The following is a 20784-nucleotide window of genomic DNA, read 5'->3' as shown; positions in this document are numbered from 1 at the left end:
CAAACAAATGGCCTCCGCGAAACACGGCGCGGCTCAGTACCTTCGGCGAGCGTCGCTCAGGGTCGCGAACGCCGTGCTCAAGGTGGCGGGGATCGATGCAGCGCCGTCGCCGACGCTGTAGCTGATCGTGAGCGAGCTCGTTATGGTCGGCCGTCGGCGTGACGGTGTAGCCGCCCGCCCCGTTGCTCACGATCGTGCGGTGATCGACGCTGAGGCCGGAGAGGGCTAGGGCCGTGCCCTCGGGATCGGCGAAGCCCTGCAGCAGCTCGGCCTCTGTTTGGTATACACCGCCCAGGCAAACAACCATGGAGTATACCATACCCGTGCCCGACTGGGCTGTGGCTGTGTCCGTGATGCTTTTCAAGATGGGGGAGTGGAGCGGGTACCGGGAATCGAACCCGGGTATTCAGCTTGGAAGGACGATCCCCCGGGCTTTCCGCCTCGCCACCTCCCCGGCGCTTCCCGCGCAAACCGTTAATCCTGCATGGCTTTTCCCGGTGGACCGTTCCCGGGGACTCTTGCGGCCGCGTTTCGGACGTGCGGTATCCATGCGGTATCCACGGAGACGGACATGGCGGCATCGCGGGGGACATACGCACGGGAGCGGGCGCGGCTGACGGCGGAGCACCTGAAGAAGGCGCGCCGGATGATCGATAGCGGGACCGTCCCCGGCCGCGGGATCGACTTCTGCGACGACGCCTTCCCGGGGCTCGTGCTCCGCGTGACGCCGGCGGCCGGCAACTGGATCCTCAAGCTCCGCATGTCGACCCTCCGCCTCGGGGACATGGCTTCCGTCTCGGTCGCCGCGGCGCGTGAGGCGGCCGCCCGGGCCCGGCTGGACGTGAAGGATGGGCGGGACCCCCGGCAGGACGTCGCCGTCTACGCGCATGCCATGGTCACGACCGGCGGCGACCACGAGACCTCGGCGGACGCGGCTTGGCCGGTGGAGGTAGAACGGCAGAGCGACGAGGACCGGCGGCGGCACGGCCCGTGGGAATGGCGGGACCTCGTCGATCTGTTCCTTGAGGAGAAGCGGCCGGACCTCGACCCTGGGTACTTCCCCGCATACGCTTCGTACCTGCGCCACAAGGCATTCGACCGGATCGCCCGCCGCCCCGTCCGTGAGGTCACGGCCACCGACCTGCAGGGTATCCGGAACGAGATCATCGCCGCGAACTCGCGCAGCGCGGCCGCCCGGGCCGTACGCCAGGGACGGGAGATGCTCGACTGGGCCTGGTCGAACCATAGCGGCGTGTCCGGCATGGCGAAGGCGACTGAGAAGTGGCCGCTCTGGCGAGACCAGTGGACGATCCGATACAAGCCGAGCAAGCGCAGGCACGCGCCCGAGATCGACGAGCTCGCCCGGACCCTGGCCGTCGCGGAGAGATACCGGACACTCGGTCAGACGGAACACGCGACCGCGCCGGGCACTCTAGCGATGCTGTGGTTCACTGTCCTCACGGGCCAGCGCACGGGCGCCGTCGCGGAGACCGCACGGTTGGACGTTGCCCCCATCCCCGAGGACGCCGGCGTGCCGGGACCGGGTTGGCGCGCCGTGACATGGAGCGCCGGGGTCATGAAGGAAGATCGCCCGTTTGTGCTCCCCCTCCCCCCGGGCGCCTGGTACGTGATCGACCGGGTGCTTGCCGAGGATCCCGACCGTGAGACGAATCGCTGGCTTTTCCCGTCGATCCGGGGGGACGGCCATGTCGGCCAGGGTGCCCTGAACGCGCTCCTCTACCGGCTGCGGGGGAAGAAGGTGACGGGGTCGACGGTCACCGCGCGGCCGCTGGTCGATTATTTCGGGATCCACGGCATCCGGCCTTGGACGCTGCATGACGTCCGCCGGGCGATCACGACGTTCCTCTCGGACCATCGCCTGGGCGGGGCCGCGTCCGCGATCCTGGACCACGAGGCCGGAGTGACCGAGGACGAGCGCGACCGCCGCTCCGCCGTCACGCGCCTTCACTACGACCGGAGCCAACGGATACCCCTCAAGTCGGAGGGCATGGCCCTGTGGGTCGATGCGGTGCTGGAGGCCTACGAGAACGAGCGGGCCGCGCTGGCCGCGCTGCCGGCACCGGTCACGAGGGAACGCACGAAGCGAGGCCCCGGGAGGGCTCAGCCAACCGCCCCCTGACCCTGCCGGGCGCGTCGTTCAGGTCCCAGCTTGCGGGCGAGATCCGCTGGCTTGCCCGCCCGCACGAAACCCCGGCTGACCTGTCGGTCCACGGCCGCGAGCTCCTGGAGGGCATCGCCCAGGGCCCGGCGCAGGGCATCCCGCGCGTCACCGTCGCAGGCATCCAGATAGGCGCGTTCCATCTCGTCCACGACTGTCTCCATCGATTCGCTCATGAGAACGAATGAAGAACAAACGAGGCCGGGAGTCGATCCCAAATTGAGGCCAGGGATTTCTTTACCCTGCGCAAACGTCGCGCTTGCCCACCTCTCGGCGAGCTGCGATCGTCCAGATTCACCCCGCCCCCGAGGCCTCCCCCATGTCGCGAAAAACCCGGGCATTCGCCCCCCTTCCCGTCACCTGAGGAGGACCTGAGCGCGCGCGCCGGCCTCCATTTTATGGAGGCCGTCATGGCCAACTTCATCACTGCGGACACCCATTTCGGGCATGCCTCAATTCTTCATGGTCTGCGCCCTGGGTTCGCCAGTATAGAGGAGCACGATGCGATGCTCATCGAGGCCTGGAACTCGACCGTCCAGCCCGGGGACACGGTCTACCATCTCGGCGATTTCGCGCTCTCGACGCCCGAGTATGCCGGCAAGATTTTCCGGAGATTGAACGGCCGCAAGATCCTCATCGCCGGGAATCATGACCGCAAGAATCGCAAGCTCGGTTGGGCGGAGCAGCACGACGGGATCAGGGAGATCTCCGTCGAGGACCGCCACGTCGTGCTCTGCCACTACCCCATGCGTTCGTGGCCGCGTGCCTATCGGGGGTCGCTCCACCTCTTCGGGCACACGCATGGGCTCTTGCCCGGCACGACCCAGTCACAGGATGTCGGGGTCGACGTGTGGTCGTACCGCCCGGTGACCCTCAGCCAGATCCTCGAACGCATGGCCGCGAGTGACACGCAGCCGGAGGAACGCGTCCTCACACGGTGACAGCTACACACAGATGCCCTCTAGCCCCTCCAGGGCCTCCTCGTCCTCGGCGGTCAGGTCGAGGGGGGCTGGCTCGGGAGGGAGCCAGGCCAGGTGCCTGTCCGCTGGCGTCTTGCCATGCCAGGTGGGCACGACCACAGTCGCATCGTAGATCGCCCAAAATCGACGGAGCGCCACTTTCGCACTGCCGCCCTGCACGAGAAATTCGATTTCACCGCTCGGACCGGGCACGTATGACCAGGCAAACCAGCCCTCCGTCGGCGGCCGGTCGCGATGTCGTTTCGAGATCCAGGAACCCCTTGCGAGCCATACGCCGTCACTGCCCTCCTGGGGACCGACGGCCGACATCGGATAGATCGTGCTCGACGGCGGGGGGTGATGCAGGCCCCGGCGGACAATGACGGTAAGGAACCCCGGGCCGGGGACGATGCAAATGATGTCGGGCCACACACACGCGTCGCCGGGCATGTGATGCCTGCCGCTTTCAATGACGTACCGCAGAGGCCGGCCGAGCCATCTCGACAAACCGGGGAGTGCGAGCCTGCAAATTAAATTCAGGCGCCGCTCCGGCCCTTCCAGCGGGCGTGTCAGTGAATGCCGCTCCCGCCATGGACAGTTCTGTATACCATGGTAGAATGTCATAGGATACAAACGTACAAATTCACTTCTCAATGTAGTTATACGTACTCGCAGACGATTGAATCGATGTCTCAGGCGACCCTTGGTCCAAGAATCGTCTTTATCAGATAATATAAAAGCAGATGCACGGACGAACTCGCGGTCCGCGATATCGAGGCCCGAGAACGCGTTTCGGCAAGCGTTTTGCCACTCCGCTTTCTTCTGAACCCTTGGTGGCGTCCAATATCTGGAAATGTATTTTGTGTAACTCGGGTCGTAAACATACGGATACATATTAGTCTTGGGCATGTGCGTTTGCGTTCCGCTTCAGAGCATGCCAGTTTTACGATCAAGCTCTGAACCAAGGCGGCTCCCTGGGCGCTCAAATGCGAGCGCCCAGGGTCATAGATGACTAACCCTGGGCGGCGTTGATGGGCCGCTGCAGGTCGGGGTCGGCCTTGTAATCGTAGCGTGCCCGGGTGCGGTGACGGGCATCGTAGAGTGCCCAAACGTCCCCCTCCTCACCCGTCCGCCCGTCACCCCCCAGGGCCGCAGCGATGGCGACCGCGGACGTCTCACCGGCACGGATGAGAGCGAGCGCCTCGTGGTAGCCGCTGCGGGGACCCGATGCTTCGCCCTCCGACCAATCACTGAGGCACTGCTTGTACGTCTCGAACTCGCGGGTCGAGAGCCTTGCCCAGCTCTCCTGGGCAATAGCCTGGAGGATGCGCTTCTCGTTGAGCGTCATGACAGAGGCCTTGCGGCCGCCCGGCAGGGTGTGGACATCCCTGGGGGCAAGGGTTGGGGCCTCAGAAACGTCGTCGGGCTCCTCGAATACGACCACCTTCACGGGCATCGCCCCAAGAGAATTGAACGCAGCGGCCGCAGGCCTGGCTTTCGGGACGATCTCGAAGCCGGCTTCAAACAAGCCTTCCATGATGACGGCGGCCCGGTACTCGTTCGAGCGGTTGTCGAAGCAGCGGTCGAGCGAGCCGCGAATGATGGCCTGCACGGGCCGGTGGTCGAAGGTCTTGATACGCATGATGCGTGGTCCTGTCGGTGAAAGGGCTGCGGGAAATGCGCCCCTAGCCGGGCGCCCAGGCCTCGAAATGCGGCGTCTAGATTCTGGTGGGTGCGCCCCGGGCTCCCGGCGGAAGCGGCGGCGGCGGCAGAGGCCGAGGCATCCCGGACGCGACCGGATCGGGGGACGGGCCATCCTCGGCAAGGAGATCGTCGAGGATCCCCACGACCACCGCACGCTCCTCGGGTGACCTGTTTGCGTCCAGGTCAACGCGTTCCTCGACGGGCTCGCCCGCGGCCTCGATCTCGCCGGCGAGGTGGAACAGGATGTTGCGGGCCATGTCGAGCAGGCGGGCATCTGCGTCATCCAGCGCAACCGCGAGATGCTCGCGCCGGATCTCCGGGAGCGCCGGGTCGTCGATCAGGGCCTGCGCGGCGGCCCGTGCCTGGGTCAGGCGGGCCCGGACCTGGGCGATCCCGAGGTTCTGCAGGTTCTCGATGAGATCGCACATCAGACCCCCCCCTCCCGGCGGCGGAGCAGCGTCCGGCCGCGGCGGTCGCCGGGCAGACCAAGTTGGCCGGCGCGCCGGTAGAGCGTCTCGGGAGTGACGCCCAATTCCAGGGCGGCTTGCGAGAGCGGGGCGTGCGCGAGGATTACCCTTCTCATTGTCTCGTAGTCGAGACGTGAGGGACGCCGCGGGATCCTGGTGCCGTTCCGGTACGCGCAGATGTGCACGGCCTGGATCGTGACGCCCAGGCGGTCCGCGACTTCTCGGACAGTCTCCCGTCCCTCACGCGCGCTCTCGACGTCTAAGAGCGTGACAACTGGCTGGCGTGGCTGGGATGTGAGCCCGAGCCCCCTGCAGTGCACCGCAATCGTCTTCTCGTCCCACCCCTCGACGCGGGCGATCTCGCGATAGGTCAGACCGTCGTTGAGGTACTCCTCGCACCGGGCTCGGGGGATCCTGCAGTAGCGCTTGGGTCCCCGGCGGCCGTCTCGACGTACCGGACCCTGCGCGAGAGCCCCAGCGCTCTCAGGACCTGACCGGCCGGCTCCCTCCGTCCGAGCAGGACGTCCGAAACGTGCTGCGGGGACAGCCCCGTCTGGCGTGCCCAGGCGTCCTGCGACCCCGCCCGGCGGCATGCCCCGCGAAGCAACAGCCTGACCTCCGCTTCCGTTAATTCCACCATCCATTTTGTCCTCCGCGAATCCGCCGAGAACATTATATCGCAACCCATACGAGAATTTCCAGGTCCACGTAAATTATGCCTTTGATGTTATACAACCTGGGCGATAGCTTTAGGCTAGATGCCATTTGAACAACAGTTTCAACAACACCGTGTTGTTCAAATCGTTGTCGAAATCGTCGTGCGGTGTTGTCGAAAGAGCCTCGACGGTTTCTGTTGCGATCCGAAATACGATTGCTACATTACTCAGATCCGCAGATTCGAGGATCGCTCATGCCCCACACGACGCCGCCCCACCCCTATGTGCAGCCGCCCGCTTGGTGGGGACTGGAGTGGCAGTCCGGGCAGCTGCACTACACGCGTGGCGGCATGCGGTACCGCAGCCGAGCCGTCCGGACGCCCGAGTGCCAGGAGGCGATGGCCGCGGGCGTGACTGATTTCTCAGCTCTCGGCCTCACGTGTGAGGGGCGTGACCTTTTGTTCTGGCAGGCGCCCGATCACGACCTGGACGCCGTCCAAATCGCAATCGACGGCATCCCGGCCCGGGTCGCCGCCAGGGAGGCGACCCGGGCCGCAGCGGCGGCCGCGGAACGGCAGAGGATCGCTGACCTTATCGACCGGGCACGGGACGAGGCGACGCGGTCCCTAAAAGATCGAAGGTGGTCTTGGGCCCGCCGGGTCGACGTCGATGAGGCTCAGGGCCTCCTCCAGCGCCCGGACCTGGACGTCGCCGACGCGATGCGACTGCTGTCCCTCGTCGAACGCGCGGGCAAGAACGTCGCGCGGTCCGAGGTCAAGTTAGCAACCGTGCACGAGGGGGAGCGGGCCCTGGCCGAGCGTCCCGAAGTGAGGTCCCTGGCTCTTGAAGGGGTCCGTCTCATTACCCGAGAGGACGCGGACTGGGCGACGACGCGCAACGATATTGGATGGTCGAAATCGACAACAATCGACGGGCACGTCCTCGACGCACTGCCGGAGCTCGACGTCGCTCAGGCGAGTCACGCGCTCCGGCTGCTCCGTGTGCACCACAAGCAACTGCCCCGGACGATGGTCGAGAGCATCTTCGCCACGGTCTGATTTGTCGATTGCGAGGCGACCCGGACAATCGAGATCGTCACCCCCCAGCACAGGACCACCGCCCATGAGCTTCCTCGCCCGTATCGCCGCCCTCGCCGCAGCCGCCATCGCCACCGTCTTCGCCCTCATCTTCGAGAGTGGCCGCTGGGTCCTCCGTGCGGTCCGGTCCGCGACGGGTGTCACGACCCCCGTCCTGCCCGCTACGGACGCGGCCGCGGCGTACCTCGATGCGCCTGCCCCTGCGGTTGCACCGGCTCCCTATCAGGGCCCCGCTCCCCGCCACCAGGTTGGCGTGCCTCTCGTTTCCTACGCCCGGCACCTCGTCGCTGGGGGGCCGGCCGCGGACACGTCCACCCTCCCCGAGCCCGTCCTGGCCTGGGCCCGGGGCCTGTCTCATGCCGAGCTCGTGACGCTCGCGGCATCGCTGCCGCACGAGGCTGAGGCCCACGTGTCGGGCACCCTGATCGACGGCCTGCCGTCCCTCACGGGACCCGCCCCCCGTGAAGTGGCCCCGGCCGCGAATGCGGATACATCCGCACCGGCTGCGGACACATCCGCAGAATGGACGTGGACGCGTCCGCTCTCGGACGACCCGGAAGACGTCGCCATCGCCGAGCTCGTAAATCTCGCGATGGAGAGGGACCGCCGCCGCAAGGTGGCCTGACCCCTGCCCCCTCAATGCGAAGGGCCCGCCGGTCATCCCGGCGGGCCCTTTTTTCGTGGTCCGCAAATGGTCCGCAAATAGGCCGAATCTGGCCCGCAGGGGAAAGGCACAACCCCCCCCACGGAATATTTCTCACTGACGGCGGGCGAGACGCAGGGCGCGGATTTCCGCTTGAGCCGCGGCGAGATCACGTGCGAGTTCCGCTTCCCGACGACGGGATGCCATGAGGGCCTGGCCCAGGCGGTGGACGGCGCTCTCCGCATCTGCGTCTGCCTGCGCCCAAGCCTGCGCCTCACGACGCGCACGCTGGCCCGCGACGAGAGCCACGCCGACCGCCATCATGCCGCTGTGCATGCCGTTGTGGAAGTTGTCGGTCTGCCTGCTCATCGTGGTCTCCCCGTCCGCCCAGGAACCCATAGATTCAGCTCCAGATCGCCCTGGCAAGACGATCGTCACGCCAGGGTTACCGTTTCCCTGGGCGTTGGTTGCCTGGGACGTGTCCGAGGATTGCTCAGGCAATAGGGGGGCGACGTACCCGTTACTCCTAGGCAATGCATCGAAAATCCAAGTGGACGCGGGCACCCGGTTTCGCGGCAGGCTCGTCGGTTTCACGCGGCGGTCCGAGCATGCCGGCATGCTGCAGGTAACCATCAAAATCGACCCCCCAGAACGCGACGAGCTCGGTCCGGCGGACATCCGAGCGGCGCTCGTGGACAGCGTGAACGCCCTGGCGGAGGCCGCCCGGCTTCACGTGACCGAAGCACTGCCCATCCACCTCGACAAGCCAACCCCATTCACGATGAAAGCGATCGGGGTGAGGAAGGCCCGCCCGGGGGGCCGGGACGTCGAGGCCGAGGTTGACGTCCTCCCGCTTCAGGCGCGGTACCTCGCCCTTGAGATATTCGGTGGGGTCCGGAAAGCCGGCGATTACGCGACGACCAAGCTCGGACCGTTGATCCCCGGGAAAGACGCTCCCCGGAATGCGTACGGAAACCTGCCCCGCGGATACGTCCAGCGCGTCATGCAGCAGCCCGGCGTGAGATGGGTGAAGCTCCGGCCGGACAAGCCCCCGGCCCTTATCCGACGGCGCAACGGCAAGACGCAGATCCTGGCGCTCATAGTCGAGGAGGCCCGGTACAAGCCGCGGTTGCCATTCTACGACCTCGTGGAGGAGGCCCTGTCCGGGGCCCCCGGGATCGTCTCGCGTCGCCTCGATGGACTGGGGAGCTAGGTCGGGAAAAGGGGGTGCATCCCCGCCCAAGAGGACATCTGAACGTTGACTGGGGGGCCTGTCCCGGCCCCATTATTGACCGACGTCGAGAACCACGTCTCGCCCTCGTCGCGCGTGGCCACGAACAGATAGAGCGCGTTGTTGGAATTCGGGATGCCCAACAGATTGTCGTGCGCCAGGTATATGAGCGTCCGGACGTCCTGGCTGCCGTCAGTGAGGATGACCACGTCGTGCTCGTCCACAAGGAGAGGCTGCGTGAAACCGAAGCGCTCGATTGCGGCTCCGATCTGGGAGATCTGACTGTCCGAGTGCGTACGCGCGTTGCGGTCGTAGCCGCGCAAGGTACGCACGGGTGCGGACTGGATCTCTGCGTACCTAAGACGGACGTCGGTGCGCACCCGTAACCCTCTGATCATCCAGGCGGTATGCGGGGTGCGTACCCAAAAATTTCCGGTGTATGCCGGGCCAGCCTACGGACCCGCGACTCCTGCTTTCGCCTCCCCCCAGGAGGGACCCACTCCACCCCCCCTATCTCGCCCTTTGTCACCGGCTGTCCGGGAAGGGGATGCCCTCCCGTCGCCCCCCTAGGAGGGGTCAGGGAGGGCGACGCAGTACGGACCAGCGCACGGGAGGGATCCTGCCCCGGGGCCGTGCAACGGACGATCCCAGGCCCTCCGAGGCCTCCGGGTACGCAGGGCATCGAAACCGCCAACGGGCATGCCCCTGCATGAAATCGTGCAGGGGTGAGGGACGGAGTGCGGATCATCCCTTGGGCATAGGGATGCCCTTGGGCTACGCCCCTGACCCGTCTTGAGGGGGCGCGAGACGAGCCACCAAGGCCGCACGTATCGCCTCCGTCTGAAGGGGCACGCCACCGCTATCGCGTCCCCGGAGACCCCGTAGGGCGAGGCGGAGGACCTCCCTGGCATCCACGACGCTAGCCACCAGGGGCTCCCCCGGTCGGTTCCCGACCGAGTTGGCGCAGGCCAGGAGAACGTCCCGAAGGGCGTCGACGATAGCCGCATCGAGTTGGCGAGGGTCAGGCGCGCCTGCCTCGCGAAGGGCCTGACGGGCGGCGCGTTTCCTCGCCCGGTCCGCATCACGACGGGTCGCCTTCGAGGCAGGGAGGGATGGGTTCAAGGGGATGCCGGCGGACATGCTCATAGGGTGCGCTCGACCCTGGCAAGCCACAACGAGAAACCCCGTCCTCCGTGGTGCGGGGGACGGGGTTTCGGGGGTTGAGGTGCAACGCCCGTCCCATGCGGAGACAGCTAAAAGATAGCGAATTCAGACGAATTGTACAAGGGGAGAAGCGACGTAACCTACGGTCCTGACAAGGAAAATGTCATCTCGGTTGGCTACCCCCCTGACAGCTTGGGAAGCTCTCCTGAGGCCTCCGGCCCCCGCAAGGTATAGGGTGACCCTAGAGGCTACGCCCCTATCCTACGAGGCTCTCCTAAGGCCTCCGGCCCCTATCCCTGAGGCTATCCTGAAGGCTACGCCCTGACCTCACTGAGGCATCCCCGAGGCCTCCGGCCCCTGACCGTGGAACCAGCTTTCCTCGGGCTACGCCCCCGCTTGAGGGAGGCTGTCTTGGGACCGATACGGTCGGGGACGATGTGCGTCGGGAAGGCACGAATTCCGGCTTCGTTCTCGTACGCACATACCGATTTCGCGATTGCACGAGCGTTAGCCTCTCGCCGCTCCCATGCCTCGAAAATCCCCTCACACCGCTCCTCAGACATCAAGATCCTCTCGGTCTTGATCTGGTACGCGATCATCGCCTCAAGCCTCTCCGCCGGGTCCCAGCGCAAGGGCCGAGGGGTAGGAGAAGCCACGGGCGAGACAGGAACGGAGACCGCCTCAGTCTTGACGACCTCAGGAGACGCGGAGGCGGAAGAACCCACGCAACACCCGGAACCAACCGCCCGCGCACCCCGCGCTCCCATATGTGGGGTGAATCCCCTCTTTCTTGAGGTCTGACAGGGGTTTATCTCGGCGCACGTCGCATCCATGACGTCGGCCATGATGGCGGTCACTCGGGGCCCCTTCGAGGCCTGCGTCACGAAAGAATCGTGCACCGGCAGCGCCGGTATGTTCTCCTTCTCGGACTTCTTGAGGACCTCGACGCACATCTCGCTCTCGATGTGCATCAGGCGGACCCCCATGTCGGCCCCGAGGAAATGGGCGATGGGCTCGTGCCGGTGCGTGACCGCTTTCATCAAGCCCTTCGTGTAGTCGAGGGAGTGCGGCCACTCGCCTGGGCTGTCCTCTTCCCGCTTCATGAGAGACAGGATGCCGCCGTAGGTCGTCCTCGTGTTCATGACGGTGAGGAGCGCCGCTTTGACGTGCCTCGGGTCGTACCCGTCCACGTCGTAGATTTCGCCGACGGGGACTTTCCCGGCCATGGCGTAGAGGAGCCTAGGGTGACAGGCGCTCCAGTCTTCCTCGAACGCCACCTCGCCATTGATGAGGAGCTCGATGCGTCGGGCCTGGGGGAGCTGCTGCCACCAGCCGTACAGGCGCCCGTGCATGTCCCACCGGCCGCGGCCGTAGATCCGGACCATGATGGGCGCTGGCGTGGGGCGAAGGCCAACCCAGCCGCCGGTCTTCTCGGACCGGGCGCGGACGTGCCCCGGCGTGTGGAGCCATCCGTCGCCCTCGGGCATCTCGATGCGGATGGCGCTGGCGGCCTCGTTGCGGGCTTCCATGACCTTGCGCAGGCGCCGGGTGTTGTCCGTGTCAGTGTACGCCATGCGCTCGCCGTCGACGTCCCGGAGCTCGATGACCTCCCTTGGCCCGACATGCTCGAAAGGGCAGTCGTTGAAGGCGGCGATGAGCCGGTCGGTAGCCCGCATGCGTGACTGCCAGCCGTGCGAGGCGGGCCCGGGGAGCGCACGCTCTTCTTCGATCAAGCCGAGGTCCAGGAGCTCCTGCACCGCCGCCTTGACCCGGTCGTACGTGTACGCGGTCCCTTCGTACCGGGACAGGGGCTCGTAGAACCTTTTTGACCGCGAGTATGAGACCCAGCCGCCCTGGCCCGCGAGGGCGGCGCGGACGAGGCTCGTCATTATAGAGTTCCGGGCCTCAAGGGCCCGGGGGTGGCCTATCAGGCTGACGCCGGCGGCGGCGATGAAGGCAGGCTTGGTCCTCCAATGGAAGTCCAAGGGGAAGTCATGCCCCTGGGGGGGGCGATTGGTTCGGGGGGGCATTTTATCCGCATGGTGTCGACCGTGCGCGGCCCGGCACCTCTGCGAGCCCGCACATTCGAAACGTGCCCCCAGCTTAGGCATTTAACCAGTGTTCACAGGGGCCTAGCCTTAACGCCTGAGGTTAACGCGAGACTTACCCTACCTCCTCCCATGTCTTGCCCATACGAAGTCCGTTTTCTCCCATGACACGCCCATGAGTTTCAGTCTGCCTTCACTCTGAGACCCAGGGTGTTCGGGTATGCCCTGGCGGTCATCCAGGAGCCTTGGCGGGGTATGCAAATAAATATGGGATGATGCCATGATCCTTGAGGGCTCCCATGGGAGGTCCATCAATCTCCACGGCTTACCCATGAACACCATCGGGGAAATACGAATCGAGCAAGCCGCCCAAGGAAGGGACCCCAAGGGGGGGGTGATTTCGACAGCTCATAAACCGGCCGTTGAAGCGTTCGATGGTCGCTAAGTCGTGACAAGACAGGCGATGCCGCCGCCCTGCAGGCATGGAAAAAGCCCGGCGAGCTTTACAGCTTGCCGGGCTTGCTCTTTTCAGTCGGCCGCCGCCGCCGCCGCCGCCGCGAGGCGGATCAGACGATTGCGCGCGTAGACTTCGCGTGCACGCTCAAGCTTCCTAGCCTTTGCGGCCTGCCGGGCTGCCTCTTTCTCGGCTTTGATCTGTTCTTCGACATTGGCGTAACTTAGCCCGTCGGGGTTGAACAGGTCGTCGGTAAAGCGGTCGCGCGGCCGTTGCACTGCGGGCTCACTTCCCATGCCCAGGGGTCCTCCTGGCCCGAATTTGGGCCTAGTTATGCTTTTCCGGCGCCTCCATGACCTGGATGAAACTTCGCCCTATGTATCAGATGCATCTAAAGAGCTTATGTCAGGTAACGTGTAAAAATCTATTGTTTTCTTTATGAGGTGCTAACCTTGTCATCTAGTCGCAGGCGGCGGCGCCCTGGTGGGGGCACGTAGTTAGGTTGGCAAACAAGGGTTAGAACGGCTTGTCTCAATATGGTGGAAAAAGTGCAACTATAGACCGACATAACTTTAGATTAGCTCTGTTCCTCTTCTGATCTGGATAAAATTAATCGAGATGTAAATGATTGACACCGAATTATTTGGCGTTAAGCTATCTGAGGTCGTGTGAGGTTGATTTTTGTTATATTGGCGCCACCATTCGTCGATGCTTTCGCGCTAATCCGTCAACGACAGGAACCACTAGGCGTTCAGACATTCTCCCCGTGGGCGGCCGTTGAACAACTCGATATAGGCGGTGTCGGTTGGCTTGCTCGGTAGGGCGGTTGATCTCGAATCCCTTCAGGTGAGAAAGGTGATGTGCCTTCAACCTGCCTGCTGCTCCAAAGCGGTATCAGCGCGGACAGAATGGCGTCTCCGTGCTAAGTGATGCCGGCAGCGACGCTCTCCGCCATGCAGACACCGCAGGTTTGCGCTTCATCCAGCCAGTGATCGAACCCTGTGACATCTGATTTTATCGACGGCTGCTAGAAACAGTGGCTCGGGACGATCTGGCAGAACAAGCGGCTGAGATCGATGACCCTGGCTACATCAGTATGCGCCCAGGTCAGCCGCCGACGTCAATAAAGGGTGTATGTTGGCGTCGACAGGCGGTTCTGACGATTCCATAGTGTGGGCACACGGCTCTTTGAAACTGGCCCTTAACCGCCCCCGCCGAGGATGCAGCACCATACCCTTCCGCCATTCGTGCGGGCACATCCAGACGACTTACAGACCTCGGTCGCCGTCCCCCTTCACCATCATCACCAACTGCCGGCTGCGGCGATGCGACCGACGTTCCAAAAACGAGCCTCCTGCCCGCCACGTAGGAGCCTCCCCAAAATTCACGGCGCGCAAATCGAGTGCAAGCCTACCTAGCGGAGGGCGGACCTTTACTCATGATCGTCGTCGCGGCTCTAAGGTTAAAGGGTGCCGTCATGGCGTGGCCCGACCTGATCGTGGCGGCGGTGATGGCCGAGATCTTCGTGACTTCCTCAATCCAAATTCTTCAGCAGGCCTGGACCGAGCACCAGAGAGACGCCGTCGCGACGCTCCCCGCACCGGCCAAGTGAGCCCCGGTCAAACCCGTTGAATGTCGAAGACCGCTACAGGACGACCATGACGACGAACGACGCACACGCCGGTCACGACCACGGGTCGCATGACCATGAGGCCCATGCGACCCATGACCATCCCGGGCATTCCCACGCCCCGGCGAGCTTCGGGAAGGCGTTCGCAATTGGCATCGCCCTCAATGTGGGCTTCGTCGCCATCGAGGCCACTTATGGGGTGCTGGCGAACTCGATGGCCCTGCTGGCCGATGCCGGACACAACCTCTCGGACGTGCTCGGTCTCGTCGTGGCGTGGATCGCGACGGTGCTGGCCAAGCGCGCCCCGAGCGCGCGGTACACCTACGGGATGAAGGGCTCCTCGATCCTGGCGGCCCTGTTCAACGCGGTGTTCCTGCTGGTGGCCGTTGGCGCCATCGCCTGGGAGGCGATCCAGCGCTTCGGCGAGCCCGCCCCGGTCGCCGGCAAGACCGTGATGATCGTCGCGGCGGTCGGCATCCTGGTGAACGGCATCACCGCCTGGCTGTTCGCCTCTGGTGCCAAGGGGGACATCAACATCAAGGGCGCGTTCCTGCACATGGTCGCCGACGCCGCCGTCTCGGCCGGGGTGGTCATTGCCGGCCTCGTGATCCTCTACACCGGATGGACCTGGCTCGATCCCGTCGTCAGCCTCGCCATCGTCTTCATTATCGTCTGGAGCACCTGGGGCCTCCTGCGCGACAGCCTCACGCTATCCCTCGCCGCCGTCCCGCCGGGCATCGACCCCGACGCCGTCCGCAGCCACCTCGAAGGACTTCCGGGGGTCGCGTCACTCCACGACCTGCATATCTGGGCGATGAGCACCACGGAGACATGCCTTACCGCCCATCTCCTAATGCCTGGCGGCCGGCCCGACGACGAGTTCCTCATGAAAACGGCCGTCGGCATCAAGGAACGGTTCGGCATCGGCCACACCACCCTGCAGGTGGAGACCAGCAGCGACACCGCCTGCATCCTCGCACCCGCCCACGTCGTTTGACCGGCATCGGGTGTATGAATGCCCCCGCGGACGGAACGGTGACGCCCATTGCAGGACGGAGGAATCGTTGATCCACGAAAACGGGGGCAACGCGGGTTCCGATGGTTCGGAACACGTCCTCCTCGTCGAGGATGACGACGGCCTGCGTCTGCTGGTCACCCGCCTTCTCCGCGAGGCGGGCTATCGTGTCACCGGTTGCAGAAGCGCCATTGAATTCTGGCGCCTCCTGCCTGCCGGTGGCGTCGACCTCGTCCTGCTTGACGTGATGCTGCCCGGGGCCTCGGGCCTTGACCTGCTCCGGGCGTTGCGCGCGAGGAGCACGGTGCCGGTGATCATGGTCAGCGCCCGCAACGAGGAGGCCGACCGGGTGCTTGGGTTGGAACTTGGGGCCGACGACTACGTGGCCAAGCCCTTCGGCCGGCCCGAGCTCCTGGCCCGTGTCCGTGCCGTCTTGCGCCGCGCCTCCATGGCACCCTCGTCGCCCTCGTCCCCGGTATCCGAGGTGCTCTCCTTCTCAGGCTGGAGGCTCGACATGCGCAGCCGCTCGCTCGTCGATCCCGAGGGGGCGGCCGTCGACCTCTCCGGCGCCGAGTACGACCTCCTCCTCGTCTTCCTCGAACACCCGGGGCGCGTGCTGGGCCGGGAGATGATCCTCGAACTGTCCCGTGCCAGGCTCGGGTCCCCCACGGATCGCAGCGTCGACACCCTGGTGAGCCGCCTGCGGCGCAAGCTCGAACCGCCCGAGGGCCTGCCTCCGGTCATCAAGACCGTGCGCGGGGCCGGCTACATGCTCGCCTCGAAGGTTGAGCGCGCTTGAGACGCCTGGCACCCTTGGCCCGCAGCCTGGAAGCCCGAACGGTCGCAGTCCTGCTCCTGGCCATCCTCGCCGTCCACGGCGGGGCACTGCTTCTCTATCGGCAATCCGCGACCGCCGCGGCGGACGATGCGTTCGCGCGGCAGGTCGCCAACCAGCTTACCCTGGCGCGCGAGGCGGTGCTCCGCCGCCCACAGACCGAACGCGACGCCGAGGCGAAGGCCCTGTCGTCCGCGCATTTCGAGCTGGGATGGTCGTCGACCTCGACCCTGCTCCCTGACAGGGCCGGCGACCCGGCGATGTGGTCGCTCAGGTCCCGGATGATCGCGTCGGAGCCGAGCCTCGAACCCGGTCTCGCACTCGCGATGGACAGTGGCCACGAGGCCCTTCATCAGGAGGACCTGGGCGGTGCGCTCGCCCTGGCGGACGGGAGTTTTTTGACCTTCCGCTCGGCCCATGCACCCGGCCTCGCACGGCTCGGATCGTGGGCCTACCTCGCGACGGCGATGGCCATCCTCGTCGGTGTCGCCGCCGTCGTTCTGATGCACCGGATCGCGGGACCGTTGCGCGACCTCACCCGCGCTACGGCCGAAATCGGGCACGGAAAGGTGGTCCCCGTGAGGGAAGCCGGCCCCGACGAGACCCGCGATATCGCCCGGGCCCTCAACGCGATGCAGGACCGCATCCATCGGCTGGTGACGGAACGGACCCAGGCCCTGGCGGCCGTCTCCCACGACCTGCGCACCCCCATCGCGCGGCTTCGCCTCCGCCTCGACGGGCTGCCCGAGGGCGGCGAGATCCGGGCGATGGGCTCGGACCTCGACGACATGCAGGCGATGGTCGATTCGACCCTGGCGTACCTTCGGGGCGACGCGGACCCGGAGCCGCGCCAGGTTGCCAACGTCGCGAGCGTCCTCATGAGCATCGCCGACACGTCCTCGGACGCTGGCCGCGAGGTCGCCTATGCGGGCCCTGGCCGCGCACTCGCGACGGTGCGCCCAGTTGCGCTGCGACGCGCGCTCGACAACGTCGTCGACAACGCCGTGCGTTACGGGACCCGCGCCTTTATTTCGCTCGACGTGGAGCCGGAAGAGCTGGTGCTCACCGTCGAGGACGATGGTCCAGGCATCCCGCCTGAAGAGGTCGCCCGCGCCTTCGAGCCGTTCACCCGCCTCGAAGCGTCGCGGAACCGCAACACCGGCGGCACCGGCCTCGGCCTGACCATCGCGCGCCGGATCGTCGAGGCGGAGGGAGGCGGCATCGCCCTATCCAATCGGTCGGGAGGCGGCCTTCGGGTCCGGATCTCCCTGCCGCGCGCCGGTCGCTGACACACTTCGTCACGAACCAGGCGTCCGGGTGTAAAACAGGGTCGCTATCTCAGGTCTCGAAGCGGCCGCACCGGCTGCCGAACCCCAGGGATCAGAATTATGAAGCGTACCATCGCCGCCCTTCTCACCCTCGGCCTACTAGCAGGCCTCTCGGCTCCCGCCTACGCCGCCGAGGACGGGCATGGGAACGCGAACAATCCCGAGCGCTCCGTGCCGAACACCGGCGGCGTGGCCGGTGGCCCGGCCCATCGCGACGACCCGCGCGAGAGCGAGGCCCGCGAGGTCGGCAAGGACGGCAAGCCCGTCCATTCCGACAAGGATGGGCACGCCCACGGTCACTCCCACGGCAAGAAGTGAGCGGACGACGCTGACCTCGGAAGGCCGGGAGGATGCACCGATGCGTACGCTTCCCCTCCTGGTCGTCTTCGCCTTCCTTGCCGTCGGCATAGGCTACGCCCTTGGCGGGGGATGACCGGTCCGCTCCCGCCCGACGGCTTCACGGTACGGTAGTGCCCTCCTCGGTACCGTGAACCGCCCGCCTCGGCCTCGTGCCGGGGCGGGCACCCCTCCCGTGGTCCTTCCAGTCTCCGCCCGACCACGAAGAGCTGTTGCGCTTCCATGCCGTAACCCGCGTGGGTGCCGCCCTGCAGGATCGTCGTTTCGCGCACACGATCCCGCGTCGCACGAACTCCCTTGCCAAATATTCCCGAATTTCACCGGGAGCATTCGGATCGGTTTTCTCGATCCGTACGTTCCTGCGCAGTATTCGAGAGAGGGAGCCTCAACATGAAGACCAAGTTCGGAGCCATCGCCGCCATCGTGACCCTGGCCTTTTCGCCGGTCGCGGCCCTTGCGCAGCACATCGATGTCGGCCCGGGCGGCGTCAGGGTCCATGGCGACGGTCATGGTGAGCGCCACGGCGAGGGGCATCACGGGGACCGCCATGAACACCGCGAGGTCGTGCGCGAGCATCACCACCATGACGACCACCACGATGACCATCACGGCGGCGAGCGTCGCACGACGATCATCGAGCGTCACTGAGTTCTGCCGATCCGGGATCTCGTGAACCTGTTTCACGGCGTCCCGGATATCTTCATCCACGCTTCCATGAACGGCTGTTTCAGGCTTCGTTCAACTCGGCGCGCCCATCTTGAGGCATACCCCTTTGAGGAACGAGCCATGCGAGTTCGCATTCCAGCCTTGGTCGCCGTCGGCCTGATCCTGGCCCCGGCCGCCGCGTCCGCCCAATACTATGGCGGCGACTTCGACCGGCGCGGCGGGGACGTCCACGTCGACCGCTACCATCATGGCGACCACGATGATGTCGTCATCCACCGTCCGCATCGGGATTACGGCGACCGGGCGTTCTATGGGGAACGTCGGTACTACGGCGAGCGCCGGCACCACCACCATCACCACGACGACTATTAAGGTTCGACCCTGCCAAAGGGCCATCCGGCATGTACGGGTGGCCCTGAATCGTTCATAAGGCGACCATGACCACGGGACCTCGGATCAGGGCCTACGAGACGATGCGCGGCTGGTGGGCGACCACCGTGCGAGTGCTCTCGCTCGTCTTGGTCCTGGCGCTCGTCGTCCCGGGCGCGATCCATTCCGCCGAGGCCCACCGGTCCGTTGGTCACGAACTGTCCGTGTCCGCACCAACCCTGGCAGCCGCCGTCGATCACTCCGATGCCTGCCCCGCCTGCCATGCCACCTGCGGCTGCCATCAGGCACTCAGCGTCGACGGGACGCCGGCCCTACCGCCCCGCGGGACGGGGCGTGCCTCCTACGCGACCGTGACCACACCCATCGGATCGGTCTCGCCCGACCGCCAACCCAGGCCGCCTCGCGCCTGAGGCGACGCCGCCACGTCCGTGGCGCGTCCCGGCCGGCCCCACACGGGTCACGGCTGCCTCTAATTCGCGAAATACCCAGTACGGGACCGTTTCCCGCCGCCTAAGCGGCCGTGCGACGTCCCGGTCGGAACCCGGCCCATTCCCATGCGTGCATTCCTTTCCGTGGCTTTCCTGGCCATCGGCATCGTCATCGGCGGTGCCTTCCCCCGTGTGTCCGAGGTCGTGCAGGGCGCCCTCGCGGCCGCCGGCCTCACGAACGCCCGGGCGACGCCCCCAACCAATGCGGCCGTTACCAGGCCGGTGACACCCGCAGCCGACGATGGGCACGGTCACGGCGACCATGGCCACGAGCATGCCGACGGCGAGCCCAAGCCTTCCGGCGAGCACAAGCACTCCGAGGGAGAGGCCAAGCCCGAAGCCGGTGGCCACAAGCACGCCGAGGGCGAGGCGAACGGCCACGACGAGGAGGGCGAGGGCAAGATCAAGATGACGGCCGAGCAGGCCGCCGAGCAGGACATCGAGCTGGCGATGGTCGAGGGCGGGATTCTCTCGCGCCATTTGCTGGTGCCCGGCACCATCGCGCAGGACGCCGACCGGATCGCACGCGTTCCCGTGCGGGTCGTCGGCACCGTGTCCGAAATGCGCAAGCGCCTCGGCGAGGAGGTCGCCAAGGGCGAGGTCGTGGCCGTACTCGACAGCCGCGAGGTCGCCGAGGCCAAGAGCGACTTCCTCACCGCGACGGTCAAGGCTGACCTGGAGAAGACGAACTTCGACCGCCAGCAGGCCCTCTGGGACAAGCGGATCTCCGCGGAATCGGCATTCCTGAACGCGAAGGCCGCCTACTCGGAGGCGACGCTCAGGGTCGATCTCGCGCGCCAGAAGCTGTCGGCCCTTGGCCTGAACGCCGCCGAGGTGGCGACGTCCGCCAGGAAGGACGAGACCACGCCGAACCTGTCGAGCCTACGCCGCTACGAATTGAAGTCACCCCTCGCCGGGCGGGTGGTCGAGCGCAAGGTCGACGTCGGCACCGCCGTGGGCAAGGAAGGCGACCCGGCCGACGTCTACACGGTCGCCGACCTGTCCTCGGTGTGGATCGAGCTCGCGGTTCCGACCACCGAACTCTCGAAGGTCCGCGAGGGTGCCAAGGTGACCATCGTCGGCGACGCCGCCGCCCGCGGCGAGGGCAAGGTGGTGTTCGTCAGTCCCATCCTCAACCCGGAGACGCGCTCGGCTCGGGTCATCGTCGCCCTGCCGAACAAGGACATGGCCTGGCGGCCCGGCACCTTCGTCACCACCGAGGTCGAGATCGCCCAGGACAAGGTCAAGGTGCGGCTGCCCAAGTCCGCCATCCAGACCATCGGCGGCGAGAAGGTCGCCTTCGTGCGGACCCCGGAGGGCTTCGAGCGCCGGGACGTGACTCTCGGCAGGGCCGACGATGACGCCTTCGAGATCCTTACCGGCCTCAATCCCGGGGAAGAGGTCGCTGTGGCCAACTCCTTTGTCCTGAAGGCCGAGCTCGGCAAGGCCGAAGCCGACCACGCGCACTGAGGG

The 20784-nt window shown here is 66.0% G+C and carries 23 protein-coding genes and 1 pseudogene; 14 read left to right on the top strand and 10 right to left on the bottom strand.

What is annotated here, in order from left to right; all coding sequences use genetic code 11:
* Nucleotides 1–151 precede the first annotated feature (151 nt).
* Nucleotides 152–307: pseudogene (locus tag K368_RS27350) on the bottom strand (cadherin-like domain-containing protein); the annotation flags it as partial.
* Nucleotides 308–571: 264 nt separating this feature from the next.
* Between K368_RS27350 and K368_RS0114290 the strand changes: the two are divergent.
* Nucleotides 572–2140: an integrase arm-type DNA-binding domain-containing protein gene (locus K368_RS0114290; protein ID WP_018044269.1), complete on the top strand. Its 1569-nt coding sequence runs from the start codon at nucleotides 572–574 to the stop codon at nucleotides 2138–2140.
* On the opposite strand, the gene K368_RS0114285 is transcribed toward K368_RS0114290, so the two are convergent.
* Complete coding sequence (locus K368_RS0114285) at nucleotides 2122–2343, bottom strand: hypothetical protein (RefSeq protein ID WP_238206022.1); 222 nt, start codon at nucleotides 2341–2343, stop codon at nucleotides 2122–2124. The two genes, K368_RS0114290 and K368_RS0114285, sit on opposite strands and share 19 nt — an antisense overlap.
* Before the next feature lie 234 nt (nucleotides 2344–2577).
* Between K368_RS0114285 and K368_RS0114280 the strand changes: the two genes are divergently transcribed.
* Nucleotides 2578–3120 (top strand): metallophosphoesterase family protein, encoded by a 543-nt coding sequence (locus K368_RS0114280; protein WP_018044271.1) that lies wholly within the window; start codon nucleotides 2578–2580, stop codon nucleotides 3118–3120.
* Nucleotides 3121–3123: 3 nt separating this feature from the next.
* On the opposite strand, the gene K368_RS0114275 is transcribed toward K368_RS0114280, so the two are convergent.
* The 4 genes from K368_RS0114275 to K368_RS27085 form a co-directional block, all read right to left on the bottom strand.
* Entirely contained in the window at nucleotides 3124–3588 is a 465-nt protein-coding gene (locus tag K368_RS0114275; RefSeq protein WP_018044272.1) for a hypothetical protein, read from the bottom strand.
* A 562-nt stretch (nucleotides 3589–4150) separates the two neighbouring features.
* Nucleotides 4151–4780 carry a hypothetical protein gene (locus tag K368_RS0114270; RefSeq protein WP_018044273.1) on the bottom strand — a complete coding sequence of 210 codons (630 nt, stop codon included), beginning with the start codon at nucleotides 4778–4780 and terminating at the stop codon, nucleotides 4151–4153.
* Between the two features lie 76 nt (nucleotides 4781–4856).
* Nucleotides 4857–5270, bottom strand: a complete 414-nt coding sequence (locus K368_RS0114265) for a hypothetical protein (RefSeq protein ID WP_018044274.1) — start codon at nucleotides 5268–5270, stop codon at nucleotides 4857–4859.
* Nucleotides 5270–5425, bottom strand: coding sequence for a hypothetical protein (locus tag K368_RS27085; RefSeq protein WP_192216327.1), 156 nt, complete (start codon nucleotides 5423–5425; stop codon nucleotides 5270–5272). Before K368_RS27085 ends, K368_RS0114265 begins: the two co-directional genes overlap by 1 nt.
* A gap of 794 nt (nucleotides 5426–6219) precedes the next feature.
* Between K368_RS27085 and K368_RS0114250 the strand changes: the two genes are divergently transcribed.
* Nucleotides 6220–7023, top strand: coding sequence for a hypothetical protein (locus K368_RS0114250; protein ID WP_019904512.1), 804 nt, complete (start codon nucleotides 6220–6222; stop codon nucleotides 7021–7023).
* A 64-nt stretch (nucleotides 7024–7087) separates the two neighbouring features.
* The gene (locus K368_RS0114245) at nucleotides 7088–7687 is read left to right on the top strand and encodes a hypothetical protein (protein ID WP_019904513.1); all 600 of its coding nucleotides are present in this window, start codon (nucleotides 7088–7090) and stop codon (nucleotides 7685–7687) included.
* 132 nt (nucleotides 7688–7819) lie between these two features.
* Here the strand turns inward: K368_RS0114245 and K368_RS0114240 are convergent, their stop codons facing one another.
* Nucleotides 7820–8074, bottom strand: coding sequence for a hypothetical protein (locus tag K368_RS0114240; RefSeq protein ID WP_238254267.1), 255 nt, complete (start codon nucleotides 8072–8074; stop codon nucleotides 7820–7822).
* Nucleotides 8075–8321: 247 nt separating this feature from the next.
* On the opposite strand from K368_RS0114240, the gene K368_RS0114235 reads away from it, so the two are divergent.
* Complete coding sequence (locus K368_RS0114235) at nucleotides 8322–8918, top strand: hypothetical protein (protein WP_155911982.1); 597 nt, start codon at nucleotides 8322–8324, stop codon at nucleotides 8916–8918.
* Here K368_RS0114235 and K368_RS0114230 read toward each other — a convergent pair.
* The 3 genes from K368_RS0114230 to K368_RS0114215 form a co-directional block, all read right to left on the bottom strand.
* Nucleotides 8915–9316 (bottom strand): hypothetical protein, encoded by a 402-nt coding sequence (locus K368_RS0114230; RefSeq protein WP_155911983.1) that lies wholly within the window; start codon nucleotides 9314–9316, stop codon nucleotides 8915–8917. The genes K368_RS0114235 and K368_RS0114230 overlap by 4 nt on opposite strands.
* Nucleotides 9317–10414: 1098 nt before the next feature.
* Nucleotides 10415–11989, bottom strand: coding sequence for a hypothetical protein (locus K368_RS0114220; protein ID WP_238206020.1), 1575 nt, complete (start codon nucleotides 11987–11989; stop codon nucleotides 10415–10417).
* Between the two features lie 687 nt (nucleotides 11990–12676).
* Complete coding sequence (locus tag K368_RS0114215) at nucleotides 12677–12898, bottom strand: hypothetical protein (RefSeq protein ID WP_018044277.1); 222 nt, start codon at nucleotides 12896–12898, stop codon at nucleotides 12677–12679.
* Between the two features lie 1142 nt (nucleotides 12899–14040).
* On the opposite strand from K368_RS0114215, the gene K368_RS27080 reads away from it, so the two are divergent.
* From K368_RS27080 to K368_RS0114170, 9 genes are all read left to right on the top strand, one after another.
* The gene (locus K368_RS27080; RefSeq protein ID WP_018044278.1) at nucleotides 14041–14214 is read left to right on the top strand and encodes a hypothetical protein; all 174 of its coding nucleotides are present in this window, start codon (nucleotides 14041–14043) and stop codon (nucleotides 14212–14214) included.
* Between the two features lie 46 nt (nucleotides 14215–14260).
* Complete coding sequence (locus K368_RS0114205) at nucleotides 14261–15229, top strand: cation diffusion facilitator family transporter (RefSeq protein WP_018044279.1); 969 nt, start codon at nucleotides 14261–14263, stop codon at nucleotides 15227–15229.
* Nucleotides 15230–15296: 67 nt separating this feature from the next.
* On the top strand, nucleotides 15297–16046 hold the full coding sequence (locus K368_RS0114200) for a response regulator transcription factor (RefSeq protein ID WP_018044280.1): 750 nt from the start codon (nucleotides 15297–15299) through the stop codon (nucleotides 16044–16046).
* A complete protein-coding gene (locus K368_RS0114195; protein WP_027172944.1) occupies nucleotides 16043–17371 on the top strand; it encodes an ATP-binding protein in 1329 nt (442 codons plus the stop codon). The genes K368_RS0114200 and K368_RS0114195 overlap by 4 nt, the downstream gene beginning before the upstream one ends.
* 99 nt (nucleotides 17372–17470) lie before the next feature.
* A complete protein-coding gene (locus K368_RS0114190) occupies nucleotides 17471–17728 on the top strand; it encodes a hypothetical protein (RefSeq protein WP_018044282.1) in 258 nt (85 codons plus the stop codon).
* Between the two features lie 429 nt (nucleotides 17729–18157).
* On the top strand, nucleotides 18158–18415 hold the full coding sequence (locus K368_RS0114185) for a hypothetical protein (protein WP_018044283.1): 258 nt from the start codon (nucleotides 18158–18160) through the stop codon (nucleotides 18413–18415).
* A 138-nt stretch (nucleotides 18416–18553) separates the two neighbouring features.
* A complete protein-coding gene (locus K368_RS27075; protein WP_192216543.1) occupies nucleotides 18554–18805 on the top strand; it encodes a hypothetical protein in 252 nt (83 codons plus the stop codon).
* A gap of 65 nt (nucleotides 18806–18870) precedes the next feature.
* A complete protein-coding gene (locus K368_RS0114175) occupies nucleotides 18871–19233 on the top strand; it encodes a hypothetical protein (RefSeq protein ID WP_238254234.1) in 363 nt (120 codons plus the stop codon).
* A 144-nt stretch (nucleotides 19234–19377) separates the two neighbouring features.
* Nucleotides 19378–20781, top strand: a complete 1404-nt coding sequence (locus tag K368_RS0114170) for an efflux RND transporter periplasmic adaptor subunit (RefSeq protein ID WP_018044286.1) — start codon at nucleotides 19378–19380, stop codon at nucleotides 20779–20781.
* Nucleotides 20782–20784: the final 3 nt, after the last annotated feature.

Origin of the sequence: Methylobacterium sp. 10 (assembly GCF_000519085.1) — a bacterium.
In the GTDB taxonomy this organism is placed as follows: Bacteria; Pseudomonadota; Alphaproteobacteria; order Rhizobiales; family Beijerinckiaceae; genus Methylobacterium.
Note: the sequence above shows the minus strand (reverse complement) of the source record. Positions and strands in the feature narration are given on the sequence as shown.